This is a genomic window from Nocardia sp. NPDC004340 (assembly GCF_053602575.1).
Map to the genome: position 1 here is coordinate 62905 of NZ_JBSGDW010000001.1, position 11893 is coordinate 74797.

General features: G+C 67.8%; 11 protein-coding genes. 3 read left to right on the forward strand and 8 right to left on the reverse strand.

From position 1 onward, the window contains the following. Window positions 1-62: 62 nt before the first annotated feature. The 3 genes from ACWEOI_RS00305 to ACWEOI_RS00315 all read left to right on the forward strand — a co-directional run bounded on the left by ACWEOI_RS00305 (window position 63) and on the right by ACWEOI_RS00315 (window position 3385). A complete protein-coding gene (locus tag ACWEOI_RS00305; protein WP_433670882.1) occupies window positions 63-917 on the forward strand; it encodes an alpha/beta fold hydrolase in 855 nt (284 codons plus the stop codon). An 84-nt stretch (window positions 918-1001) separates the two neighbouring features. After that, complete coding sequence (locus ACWEOI_RS00310) at window positions 1002-1817, forward strand: SAM-dependent methyltransferase (protein ID WP_452358552.1); 816 nt, start codon at window positions 1002-1004, stop codon at window positions 1815-1817. Window positions 1818-2002: 185 nt separating this feature from the next. Beyond that, window positions 2003-3385, forward strand: coding sequence for a family 1 glycosylhydrolase (locus tag ACWEOI_RS00315; RefSeq protein WP_433670878.1), 1383 nt, complete (start codon window positions 2003-2005; stop codon window positions 3383-3385). On the opposite strand, the gene ACWEOI_RS00320 is transcribed toward ACWEOI_RS00315, so the two are convergent. The 8 genes from ACWEOI_RS00320 to ACWEOI_RS00355 form a co-directional block, all read right to left on the reverse strand. Next, window positions 3382-5151 carry an AMP-binding protein gene (locus tag ACWEOI_RS00320; RefSeq protein ID WP_433670877.1) on the reverse strand — a complete coding sequence of 590 codons (1770 nt, stop codon included), beginning with the start codon at window positions 5149-5151 and terminating at the stop codon, window positions 3382-3384. The two genes, ACWEOI_RS00315 and ACWEOI_RS00320, sit on opposite strands and share 4 nt — an antisense overlap. Next, the gene (locus tag ACWEOI_RS00325) at window positions 5148-6065 is read right to left on the reverse strand and encodes an alpha/beta fold hydrolase (RefSeq protein WP_452358553.1); all 918 of its coding nucleotides are present in this window, start codon (window positions 6063-6065) and stop codon (window positions 5148-5150) included. The genes ACWEOI_RS00320 and ACWEOI_RS00325 overlap by 4 nt, the downstream gene beginning before the upstream one ends. A 99-nt stretch (window positions 6066-6164) precedes the next feature. Further along, window positions 6165-7427: an acyl-CoA dehydrogenase family protein gene (locus tag ACWEOI_RS00330; RefSeq protein ID WP_452358554.1), complete on the reverse strand. Its 1263-nt coding sequence runs from the start codon at window positions 7425-7427 to the stop codon at window positions 6165-6167. Window positions 7428-7445: 18 nt separating this feature from the next. Beyond that, the gene (locus ACWEOI_RS00335) at window positions 7446-8324 is read right to left on the reverse strand and encodes an SDR family oxidoreductase (RefSeq protein ID WP_433670873.1); all 879 of its coding nucleotides are present in this window, start codon (window positions 8322-8324) and stop codon (window positions 7446-7448) included. A 21-nt stretch (window positions 8325-8345) separates the two neighbouring features. Then, window positions 8346-9209, reverse strand: a complete 864-nt coding sequence (locus tag ACWEOI_RS00340; protein WP_452358555.1) for a MaoC/PaaZ C-terminal domain-containing protein — start codon at window positions 9207-9209, stop codon at window positions 8346-8348. Window position 9210: 1 nt separating this feature from the next. Beyond that, window positions 9211-9648, reverse strand: a complete 438-nt coding sequence (locus ACWEOI_RS00345) for a type II toxin-antitoxin system Rv0910 family toxin (RefSeq protein WP_452358556.1) — start codon at window positions 9646-9648, stop codon at window positions 9211-9213. A 29-nt stretch (window positions 9649-9677) separates the two neighbouring features. Next, entirely contained in the window at window positions 9678-10883 is a 1206-nt protein-coding gene (locus ACWEOI_RS00350; protein ID WP_433670869.1) for a lipid-transfer protein, read from the reverse strand. Between the two features lie 147 nt (window positions 10884-11030). Further along, entirely contained in the window at window positions 11031-11678 is a 648-nt protein-coding gene (locus tag ACWEOI_RS00355) for a TetR/AcrR family transcriptional regulator (protein ID WP_379271903.1), read from the reverse strand. Window positions 11679-11893 lie beyond the last annotated feature (215 nt).

The window sequence follows — 11893 nt, forward strand, 5'->3', positions numbered from 1 at the left end:
CCGTACAATGCCCCTTACCGACTCTCTTCACGGACATCGAGGTCCAGGAAGGGGTGACGACGATGACGTCAGGCACCGCCAAGCCCTCCACCCCGCGCGCGCCCGTGCGGGCCCTTCACACCGGCTCCGGTGAACCACTGCTCCTCCTGCACGGATTCATGCTGTCCCCGCACTGCTGGGAGCAGGTGGCGCAACGTATGGCCGGCCATTGCGAAGTGTTCGCTCCCGCCTTCACCGGACATTGGGGCGGGCCCGAGCTCGAGGGCTGGTTCATCGATATCAGCGCCCTTGCCGACAAGGTCGAGGACCAGCTCGACGAGATGGGCTGGCGCACCTGCCATATCGCGGGCAATTCGCTCGGCGGCTGGGTCGGCTTCGAACTCGCCCGCCGCGGCCGGGCCCGCACCCTCACGGCGATCGCGCCCGCAGGCGGCTGGCAAACCCCGTCGCTGCTGCAACTGCGGGTGGGACTGAAATTCGCGTCGATGGTGCCGTTCGTGGAGATCGGCAAGCATCTGCCCGACGCGATCACCTACAGCGGCCTCATCCGGCAGGCGGTGGCCCTGCTACTCACCAAGAACACCGAGGCGGTCCCGCGGGCCGGGCTCGAGGCGGTCATCACCGCGGCCCTGCACTGCCAGGCCATGCTGCCGATGCTGGTGAGCGGCTTGCGTTTCCCCGCCCTCGAGCAGTTGTCCACACTGAGCACGCCGGTGCGGCTGCTGCTGTGCGAGAACGACCGGATCATCCCGAATCGCGTGTACGCGAAGCGTTTTCTGGAGGAACTGCCCGAATCCACGGACCGCATCCTGGTCCACGATGTCGGGCATGTCCCGATGTTGGAGGCCCCGGACCGGATCGCGACACTGATCGCGGAACACGTGTACGCCAGCCGCACCCGCCTGCGCGCGGTCTGAGACCGGGGAACCCCGCGCCGGAAATCGTTCTCTTACATAGGATTGCTGCCACAACGGCGTCCCTCGGAACGGGGTAAGAGGATGATGGAACAACCACAGATCGATCAGTCCAAGCCCAGCATCGCGCGGGTGTACGACTACCTGTTGGGCGGCAAGGACAATTACGCCGCCGATCGGGAGATCGGGGACTTCTTCATCAAGGATCTGCCGGGCTCGGTGGATATCGCGTACGCCAATCGCAATTGCCTGGTGCGCGCGATCGGCGAGATCTCCCGCGCGGGCATCACCCAGTTCATCGACATCGGCAGCGGGCTGCCCACCGCCGACAATGTGCACCAGGTGGCGCAGCGGCACCAGACCGATCCGCACGTGGTCTACGTCGACAACGACCCGATCGTGCTGGCGCACGGCCGCGCGCTGCTGGAGACCGACGAGTTCACCACCGTGCTGCACTCGGACCTGCGCGACTCCGAGGAGATCCGCCACCACTCGGAAGTGGAGCGGCTCATCGACTTCGACCGTCCGGTGGCGGTGATCTTCAGCGCGATCCTGCACCACCTCAACAATGACGAGAAGCCGGACCAGATCGTCCGCTACTGGGCGGACCAGATCCCGTCCGGCAGCATGCTCTACATCTCCCACTTCCGTTCCGGCTTCAACGAGGAGACCCGCCTCGCCGAGCAGAAGCTGCAGGCCAGTTTCGGCCGCGGCCGCTGGCGCTCCGACGAGGAGATCCTCGCCCTCTTCGGCAATCTCGAGATCCTCGAACCCGGCCTGGTCCCCTGCCCCCTGTGGCGCCCCGAACCCACCGCCGAGGGCGTGTCCCGCATCGGCGGCGACCACCACGACCTGAGCGTCTGGGAGCAGCTGATCTCCGCGGCCCTGGCCCGCAAACCCTGACACCTGGCCGGAATCCGCCGGAGAACCCGATCTGAAATGAGTTCCAGTCGAAAGGGTCCCATTCTGGACGATTGACCAGTAGAGTCTGGGCGGCCACCCCAGCGGCGTCGCGCCGCACCCGCACCAGTTCTGGAGATTCCGCCGCGATGAGACCTACGCGCGTCCTGTGTTCGATTCTGTCGGCCGTGGCCATTGTGGCGGGCGGGTCCGCCGTGGCCGCCTCGTCACCCGCGGATGTCGCCGGGACCGGCAGCGCCGGCACGGGCAGCGCGGGCTCGGGTAGCTCCAGCGGTTCAGGATCGGGTAGCGCCAGCGGCTCGGGCACCGGCAGTTCGGGCGCGCCGACCACGGTGAATCCCTTCGGCTCCGACTTCATGTGGGGCGTCGCCATGTCCGGGTTCCAGTCCGAGGGCCGTGCGCCCGACAGCAATTGGAGCCGGTACGCCACCTCCGGGAAGGCACACGACCCCTACCTGAACTCGGTCGACTTCTACGACCGGTACGCCGAGGACATCGACCTCGCCGCGGGTATGGGCCTGAAGGTCTTCCGGCTCAGCATCGAATGGGCGCGCGTGCAGCCGAAGGCGGGCGTGTGGGACGAGCGCGACTTCCAGTTCTACGACACGGTCCTGCAGAAGATCCGCGCGGCGGGCATGCGTCCCATGCTGACCCTCGACCACTGGGTCATCCCCGGCTGGGAAGCCGATCGCGGCGGCTGGAAGAAACAGGACATCGTGACGGACTGGCTCGCCAATATGCGCCGGGTCGTCGACCGGTACGCGAGCTACGACCCGATGTGGGTCACCATCAACGAGCCCATGGGCTATGTCGCGCAGTCGATCAAGATCGGTGACATCGGGGTGCTCGACGCGCTGCCCATGTTCGACCGGATGGTCCAGGCGCACAACTCGATCTACGACTACATCCACGCGCACCAGCCCGGCGCGAAGGTCACCAGCAATATCGCGCAGTACCCGATCGTGCAGGATCTGACCGACATGATGTTCGCCGATCGCATCAAGGGCAAGATGGACTACATCGGCGTCGACTTCTATTACGGCGCGTCCCTGACGAATCTGCCCAGCCCCGCGCTGCTCGGCGACGAACTGTGGAAGAACGCCATCGAACCAGAGGGCATCTACTACAACCTGCGCAACTACACCGAGAAGTTCCCGGGCCTGCCGATCTACGTGGTGGAGAACGGCCTGCCCACCGAGAACGCCGCCCCGCGTTCCGACGGTTACGACCGCGCCGACCACCTGCGCGACACCGTCTACTGGCTGCAGCGCGCCAAGGCCGACGGCATGAACGTGATCGGCTACAACTACTGGAGCCTCACCGACAACTACGAATGGGGCAGCTTCTCACCGCGATTCGGCCTCTACACCGTCGACGCCAAGACCGATCCGTCCCTGACCCGTCGCCCCACCGACGCCGTGGCGGCGTTCAAGGACATCACGGCGCGCGGCGGTGTCGTCTCCGACTACCGTCCCACCCGTAAGCCCGCCTTCTGCTCGGTCGCCATCCCGTTCGGGGACTGCCTGCGCCCGGTCTCCGTGCCCAGCTAGTCGTAGAGCGCCTCGATCACGGCGGCGTACTTCTCGGCGATGGGCTTGCGCTTGAGAGACATCTTCGGCGTGAGCTCATCGCCGCCGGGCTCCCAGGTCACCGGCAGCACCCGATAGCGCTTGATCTGCTCGACCCGCGCCAGCCGGGCATTGGCTTCCCGCATGCCCGACTCGATTTCGGCGAGTACGCCGGGATGCTCGGCGAGCACCGCGGGCGCGCCGTCCGCGAGACCGTGGCGGCGCGCGTAGGCGGCGCAGGCGTCGGGATCCAGGGTCAGCAGGGCCGTCACGTATTTGCGGTTGTCGCCGATGGCCATCACCGACTGCACCAGCGGGCAGGAAACCCGCACCGCGCCTTCGATATTCGACGGCGACATATTCTTGCCCGCCGCGTTGATGATGAGTTCCTTCTTGCGGTCGAGGATACGCACGTAGCCGTCGGCGTCGATGCTCCCGATATCGCCGGTGTGCAGCCAGCCCTCAGCATCGATCGCCGCGGCGGTCTGGTCGGGATCGTGGCGGTAACCACGCATGACCAGCGGTCCGCGAATGAGCAGTTCACCGTCGGCGGCCACCCGCACCTCGACGCCGGGCAGCGCCTGCCCGACCGTCCCGATCCGGATGGCGTCGGGGCGGTTCGCCGTGGCCGCGGCCGAGGACTCGGTCATCCCCCAGGCCTCGCAGACCGGAAAGCCCAGTCCCAGAATGAAGGCCATGGCATCGGGCGCGATCGGTGCGGCGCCGCTGACCGCGATTCTGATGGCGTCGAGTCCCATCCGGGCGCGCAAGGTCCGCAATACCAGGCGGTCGGCCAGGATCAGCTGAATCCGTAGCGACAGCGGCGCGCTCCGCCCCGCGAACCGCAGTCTCGCCGCGCTCGCACCGGTGTCGACGGCCCACCGCAACAACAATCCGCGCGGCGTGGATTGTTCTGCGGCGATGAGGGATTCGATGCCGGATTTCACCTTGTACCAGATGGCGGGGACCGCCAGGAACAGGGTGGGACGGGCCTGCGGCAGGGTGGCGATCAGCTGCTTGGGGTCGGCGACGGTGGTGATCTGCACCCCCCGAATGAGGTTGTTGTAGTGCGCGAACGCCCGATTCGCCAGATGCGCGTCGGGCAGATACGACACCACCCGATCGTCCGGTCCGATCGGGGCCAGCGCCTCCATCGCCGCGAACTCGAACAGCAGATTGGCGTGTGTGAGCTCCACGCCCTTCGGCGGACCCGTGGTGCCGGAGGTGTAGACGATGGTGAGCAGGTCCTCGGCGCGCACCGCACGCCAGGCCGCGCCGAAGTCGAAATCCGCTGCGGGCGTGGCGATGACGGTATCCAGCGTGAGCGTGTCCTCGAATTCACCGTCGACGCAGACGATGTGCTCGATCCGGCCGTCCGGATCGGCGGCACGGACCGTCGCCAGGAAGCGGGCCTCGGTGACCACCACCCGATTTCCCGCGTTCGCGAACAACTGCGCGATCTGTTCGGCGGTGAAGGTGTTGTAGATCGAGAACGGCGTGGCCCCCAGGTGCAGGATGGCGGTGTCGACGAGATGGAACTCGACCCGGTTGGTCAGCATGACGGCGACCGTGTCCCCGGCGACCACCCCGATACCGGCCAGTCCGGCGGCCAAATCCCTTACCCGGCGGGCATAGTCGGCCCAGGTGAGCTCCCGTCCGCAGTCGGCCCCGCGCAGCGCCACCCGGTCCGGGAACCGGGCCGCGGTGCGCTGGAACGCCTCGCACAGGGTGGTCGGATCACCGGTCACGAAGCACTCCATTCGGATCGTGGGTCCACGCGGGCGGCGTGGTCGAGGACGAGGCGCGTGACCTCGGCGGGATAGTCGACCTGCGGGCAGTGTCCGGCGCGCGGCAGCACCACCAGCTCGCTGCCGGGCAGCAGTGCGTGCAGCTCCCGGCTCGCGGCGACCGGGATGAGCCGGTCCTTCGCGCCGTGCACCACCAGGGCCGGGCAGCCGATGCTCAGGTCACCGTGTCCGTTCGGGTGTTCGCGGGCGTAGCGCACGGCATCGCGCGCCCGCGCCGCCGCGGCGGACATGTCGGGGATCGAGCGGAGCCAGGTGTCCACGTACATCGGGTCGGCCGTGACCCCGGGGCCGTAGCAGAAGGCCGCGGCGAGCCGCCGGATCCCCCAGCGCAGGACCGGAGCCGGAACCGGCAGCGCGCCGGCGATGTCGAACAGCCGCGTGTACTCGCGGCGGCGAACCAGCCGGGCCGGGCGATGCCGGGCCAGCAGCGGCTCGTCCAGCAGGACGATCCCCGCCACCCGCCCGTCCCCATGCCGGGCAGCCGCCCGCAGGGTGGTCGCCGCGCCCAGCGAATTCCCCACCAGCACCACCGGACCGTGCGCGGCGACCAGGGCGTCGGCGAACTCGTCGAACTGCGGAGTCAGCGCGCCGGACCGGCGATCCTGCGCCAGGCCGAAGCCGGGCAGATCCACCGCGAGCGCCCGCCGACCGGTCGCGCCCAGCCGGGTCAGCACCCCGCGCCAGGTGTCGGCGCTGTCGGCGTAGCCGTGCAGCAGCACGATCGGTAGCCCGGCTCCCGCGACGGCCAGTTCGCGGGTGCGGACACCGGCGTAGGACACCGTTCGTTCCTCGATCACGGCCCCGGCGGCCGCGTGGTCGTCGGATGACGCCGCCGTCTTGTCGGATGACGCCATTGTCATGCGCTCCTGTCGTCGTGCCGATCGACCCGAGCCGATCAGCGAACGGTCCGCCCGAGCGGTGCGCGGGCGGACCGTGTCGTGGAATCACCGGAACTAGCGGCCGAGCAGGCCCTTGGCGACGTGGGTCACCTGGATCTCGTTGGAGCCCGCGTAGATCATCAGCGACTTGGCGTCGCGGGCCAGTTGTTCGACGTGGTATTCGGCCATGTAGCCGTTGCCGCCGAACAGCTGGACCGCGTCCATGGCCACGTCGGTGGCGACCTCCGCGCAGTACAGCTTCATGGCCGACGCCTCGGCCAGGCTCGGAGGCTTGCCGGCGCGGTTGCGCTCCAGGGCCATGAAGACCATGTTCTGCACATTGATCCGCGCCACCTCCATCTTGGCCAGCTTGAGCTGCACCAGCTGGAAACGGCCGATCTCCTGACCCCACAACTTGCGGGTCTTCGCGTAATCCACACAGAGCCGGTGGCATTCGTTGACGATGCCCAGCGCCATGAAGGCCACGCCGATCCGCTCGGCCGTGAAACTGGACCGCGCGCTCTCGCGGCCGTCGCCGCCCTTGTGCTCCTCGGTCTCGCCGAGCAGCCGGTCCCGGCCCAATCGGACATTGTCGAAGAACAATTCGCCGGTGGGTGAGGCGTGCAGGCCCATCTTCTTGAACGGCTTGCCCTGGGTGAAGCCCTCCATGCCCTTGTCCAGCACGAAGGTCAGCACCTTGCGGTCCCGCTTGTCCGCGCCGTCGCCCTCGTCGAGTTTGGCGTAGACGACCACGGTGTCGGCGTAGGGGCCGTTGGTGATGAAGGTCTTCTGGCCGTTGAGGATGTAGTCCTCACCGTCGCGGCGGACGTAGGTCTTCATGCCGCCGAACGCGTCGGACCCCGAGTCCGGCTCCGTGATCGCCCACGCCGCGACCTTTTTCATGGTCACCAGATCGGGCAGCCAGCGTTCCTTCTGCGCGAGGGTGCCGCGCGCGAGGATGGTGGTCGCGCCCAGGCCGATGCTGACGCCCATGGCGCTCACCAGCCCCATGCACACCCCGGACAGCTCGCTGACCAGCACCGCCATCATCGATTCCTGCCCGGAGAAGGGGCTGCCGTCGCCGGAGCGTTCCTTCTTCTCCGGCAGCGGGTCCCCGGCCGCCAGAGCTTCCTCCCGCTTGCGCTGCCGGGCCAGCAGTTTGGTGATCGCCTCCTCGCCGAGGGCGTCGATCCCGAACTCGCCGAACAGCTTCCGGATGATCGGGTACGGCAGCATCTCGCCGCTGTCGAGGGCGTCGAGGTGCGGCCGCACCTCCTTGGTGATGAAGCCGCGCACCGCGTCGCGGATCAGCTCATCGGTCTCGGACCATTCGAACATCGTTGTCCGCCTTCCTGATTACGGCAGTCGCCCGGCGATATCGTCGATGGCCCACGGGCCCTCGGTCTCGATGGTCTTCACGTCGTGCCAGCCCGCCAGCTCCGAGATGGCGCCGCCCTGCACCGCGAACACCTTGCCGGTGATCGGGCATTTCTCGGTGGCCAGATACGCCACCAGCGGCGAGATATTGGCCGGGCTGAAGGCGTCGAACTCGCCCTCCTCCAGGCCCGCCTGCTGCGCGGCCATCATGTCGCCCATGCCGGGGGTGGCCAGGGTGAGCCGGGTCCGCGCGATCGGCGCGATGGCGTTCACGCGCACGCCGTAGCGGGCCAGCTCATCGGCGGCCACCAGGGTGAGCGCCGCGATACCCGCCTTGGCCGCACCGTAATTCGCCTGTCCCGCATTGGGAACGGTGGTACCCGACGCCGACGCGGTGTTGATGACCGCGGCCGCGGGCTGATTACCCGCCTTGGACTGTTCCTTCCAGTACCCGGCCGCGTGCCGCAGCACCGCCACGTGCCCCTTGAGGTGCACGGCCAGCACCGAATCCCACTGCGACTCCTCCATCCCCGCGATGAAGGCGTCGCGCAGGATGCCCGCGTTGTTCACCACGACATCGAGCCGCCCGAACTCCGACACCGCCTGATCCACCAGGTTCTTCGCGCCCTGCCAGTCGGCCACGCTGTCGGTGTTGGCGATCGCGCGCCCCCCTGCGGCGATGATCTCCTCGGCCACCTGCTGCGCCGGGCCGGCGTCGGCCCCCTCACCGGCATTGCTGCCGCCGAGGTCGTTCACCACGACCGCCGCGCCCTCCCGGGCGAACAGCAGCGCGTGCTCACGGCCGATACCGCGCCCGGCACCGGTGATGATGGCAACCCGTCCCTCGAGTGCACCCATGAATGTCTCCTCAGTTCTCGATCAGTCGGCGATCTCGGCGAGTCCGTCGCTCAGGACGGTGTCGTCGCCGCGCACGGTGCGAAAGGCGTAGGTGGTGATGCCGTCGGCGGAACCGACCTTCCAGATCCGCGTCTCCAGGTCGTCGTTCGGGAAGACCATCTTGGAGAACCGCACCGCGTACCGGCGCAGCTTCGCCACATCCGAACCCGCCACCTGCGACAGCACCCCCCACGACGACATCGCCATGGTGCACAGGCCGTGCGCGATGATGCCGGGCAGACCGGCGTCCTTGGCCACCTGGTCATCCAGGTGCAGCGGCACCGGATCGCCCGAAGCCGGTGCGTAGCGGTAGGTCTGGTCCGCGTCCACGTGCGCCGCGACCGTCGCCAGCGGCGGCAGCTCGGCCAACCCGGCATCGAAGCGGTGCGCCGGAGCGGCCGCGCCGACCTGCCTGCCCGCGTCGACATTCCGGAAGAACGCGGTCAGATACTGCTCGTTGACCAGCTCCCCGGCATCGGACCGGGTTTCGATGTGGATGGTGATGGTGGACCCGTTGTCCTTGCCCTCGAAACCGATGGCGCGGGCCCGGGCGACCAGCTGATCGCCGGGCCGGATCGGGCGGTGGAAGTGGAAGTCCTGCTCCCCGTGCACCACCCGCCCGAAGATGTTCATCGGGGCCACGTCGATGACCGGGGCCATCATGGCGTCGAACACCGGGACGATGGCGAAGACCGGCGGGGCCACATCGCCTTTCAGATGCGCGGCGATGGGATCGTTGGTGGCGGCCGCGTATTCGGCGATCCGTTCCCGGGTGACCTCGAAGGACTCCTCGTCCGACCAGTTGTTCAGGCCGGACTCGTCGAATTCGACTGTCGTCGAGGCCATATCAGGCCGCCGTGGCCAACGCGTCGAGCGCGGTCAACGTCTTGTCCAGCTGGTTCAGGCCGTCCTTCTCGACCGCCTTGCCCAGCGCGCCCTTGATCAGCGCGCCCTCGAAGTCGCCGGCGACGGAGAACTTGCTGCCGCTGCCCTCGGGGGTGATGTCGAAGGAGAACTGCACCTTCACCCCGGCCATGCCGGTTCCGCTGAGCACCAGCTTGTTCGGGGTCTCGACGCTCTCGACCACCCACTCGATCTTGTTGGCCATACCGAGCATGAGGATCTTGGCGGTCAGCTTCGCACCGGGCGCGAGCACGGCGGGCGGCTCTTCCATCCAGCGCTCGTGGATGGAGAACCACTTGTCCCAGGTCTGCGGATCCGAGACCACAGCCCACAGGGCATCGGGGGTCGCGCTGAGGTTCCTGCCGGCTTCGATGTGTCCCATGATGTTTCGCTCCTCGTCGAGTCGTGTGATCAGCGCTCGGCGCGCTGGTAGGCGGTGACGACGGCCGCGCCGCCGAGCCCGATGTTGTGCTGCAGGGCGGCGGTCACGTTGTCGACCTGACGCTTGTCGGCGGTGCCGCGCAGCTGCCAGGTGAGCTCGCTGCACTGCGCCAGACCGGTCGCGCCCAGCGGGTGCCCCTTGGAGATCAGGCCGCCGGACGGGTTCACCACCCACTTGCCGCCGTAGGTGGTCGCGCCGGAGTCGATGAGATGACCGGCCTCGCCCTCCTTGGCCAGCCCCAGCGCCTCGTAGAGCAGCAGCTCATTGGCGGAGAAGCAGTCGTGCAGCTCGATGACCTGGAAGTCCTCAGGCCCGAGACCGGCTTGCGCGTAGACCTTCTCGGCCGCCTGGACATTCATGTCGTAGCCGATGAGGTTCTTGGCGCTGCCGTCGAACGTGGAACCGAAGTCGGTGGTCATGGCCTGGCCGACGATCTCCACCGCCTGCCGCGACAGGTCGTGGCGGTCCACGAAGTCCGCACTGGCGAGGATCACCGCGCCCGAACCGTCGGAGGTCGGTGAGCACTGCAGCTTGGTGAGCGGGTCGTAGATCATCCGCGAGCCCAGGATGTCGTCGAGCGAATACTCGTCCTGGAACTGCGAATACGGGTTGTTCACCGAGTGCTTGTGGTTCTTGTAGCCGATCTTGGCGAAGTGCTCGGCGGTGGTGCCGTACTTGGCCATGTGCTCGCGTCCGGCCGCGCCGAACATCCACGGGGCAACCGGGAACAGCACCTCGGAGATCTCCGCCAGCGCCATGATGTGGCGCGCCATGGGCTGTTCGCGGTCGTCCCACACCGAACCCAGCGAGCCCGGCTGCATCTTCTCGAAGCCCAGGGCCAGGGTGCACTCGGCCAGGCCGCCCCGAATCGCCTGCGCCGCAAGGTAGAGCGCGGTCGAGCCGGTGGAGCAGTTGTTGTTGACGTTCACGACCGGGATTCCGGTCATGCCCAGCTCGTAGACCGCGCGCTGGCCGGAGGTGGACTCACCGAAGACGTAACCGACGTAGGCCTGTTCGACCTCCCGGTAGTCGATTCCCGCGTCCGCGAGCGCCTTGGTGCCGGACTCCCGGGCCATGTCCGGGTAGTCCCAGGCGCTGTCGTCCTCGTTCTTGCGCCGCCCCGGCTTCTCGAACTTCGTCATGCCGACGCCGACGACGTAGACCTTGTTCGTCATCGAACTCCTCACATAGGGGAACAGAAACAAACATACAAAGCTGTATGTAAGGGCGCAAGAGGGTGCGGCGAATCCACGGGGGGACGGCAAGATCAGAAGGTCAGATCGATGCGGCCGCACATACAGCGGCGTCGGTAAGGGTGGCGGTTATCGGTCGCCGAGATGGAAGTCCGGCATGACCGCCGCGGCCGCCAGCCGCAGCTGCGCCGAGGCCCGCAGCCAGCGCCGGTGCGCCCGCTCGGGATCGGGAGAGATGAAGTTGGTGACCAGGATTCCGCGCAGCGTGTCCATGGCCGTGTAGGCGAAGTCGCGGACGTTCTTGCGGTCCAGCTCGTTCGGCACCAGCTGGGCCACCGCCATCAGCACCGCGTTGTTCACGAACGGCTCGACCTTCTCCATCTCCACCGCGAGCACCCGATCGGTGCGGCTGGCCACCCACAATTCGATGGCCGCGATGAACAGCGGGCCCTGATGCAGCTCCCACATGGCCTCGAGGGTCGCGGCGATCGGATCGTCCGTGCTGCGGACCCGCCCGATCTCCTTCATGGCCGCCTCGGTGCGGCGCTGCGCGAGATGACTGATCGCGGCGACGACGAGCTCACTCTTGGAACCGAAGTGATGCACCTGCGCGCCCCGGGTGACGCCCGCGCGCTCGGCCACCCGCGGCGTGGTGGTTCCGGCGTAGCCGTACTCGACCAGGCACTCGATGGTGGCGTCCAGCAATCGCGTGCGCGTCTCGGTGCTGCGTTGTTCCTGGGTGCGGCGCGGCGGCTTCGAGACGGCGGAGCTGGTCATGCCGGAATCTTACACTTACATACACCCGTGTATGTTCGCGCCGGGTTCGCCGGCCGACAGACGGCGTGGGCGCGGTGATGTCACCCACTTCGGTTCCGCGCGACAGCCCGATCTGGTTACCCTGAGCGATACGGCGGTGGGGCTCGCCGCTCCGGACACCGGAACAACCGCGGCGACATCGCCGCCAACAGTCCCTACACCACGAAGACACCAAC

Coding starts and splice junctions, on each gene's coding strand:
- ACWEOI_RS00355 (WP_379271903.1), bottom strand. CDS start 11,678: ATGACCAGCTCCGCCGTCTCGAAGCCGCCGCGCCGCACCCAGGAACAA.
- ACWEOI_RS00330 (WP_452358554.1), bottom strand. CDS start 7,427: ATGTTCGAATGGTCCGAGACCGATGAGCTGATCCGCGACGCGGTGCGC.
- ACWEOI_RS00335 (WP_433670873.1), bottom strand. CDS start 8,324: ATGGGTGCACTCGAGGGACGGGTTGCCATCATCACCGGTGCCGGGCGC.
- ACWEOI_RS00345 (WP_452358556.1), bottom strand. CDS start 9,648: ATGGGACACATCGAAGCCGGCAGGAACCTCAGCGCGACCCCCGATGCC.
- ACWEOI_RS00340 (WP_452358555.1), bottom strand. CDS start 9,209: ATGGCCTCGACGACAGTCGAATTCGACGAGTCCGGCCTGAACAACTGG.
- ACWEOI_RS00350 (WP_433670869.1), bottom strand. CDS start 10,883: ATGACGAACAAGGTCTACGTCGTCGGCGTCGGCATGACGAAGTTCGAG.
- ACWEOI_RS00325 (WP_452358553.1), bottom strand. CDS start 6,065: ATGGCGTCATCCGACAAGACGGCGGCGTCATCCGACGACCACGCGGCC.
- ACWEOI_RS00310 (WP_452358552.1), top strand. CDS start 1,002: ATGGAACAACCACAGATCGATCAGTCCAAGCCCAGCATCGCGCGGGTG.
- ACWEOI_RS00305 (WP_433670882.1), top strand. CDS start 63: ATGACGTCAGGCACCGCCAAGCCCTCCACCCCGCGCGCGCCCGTGCGG.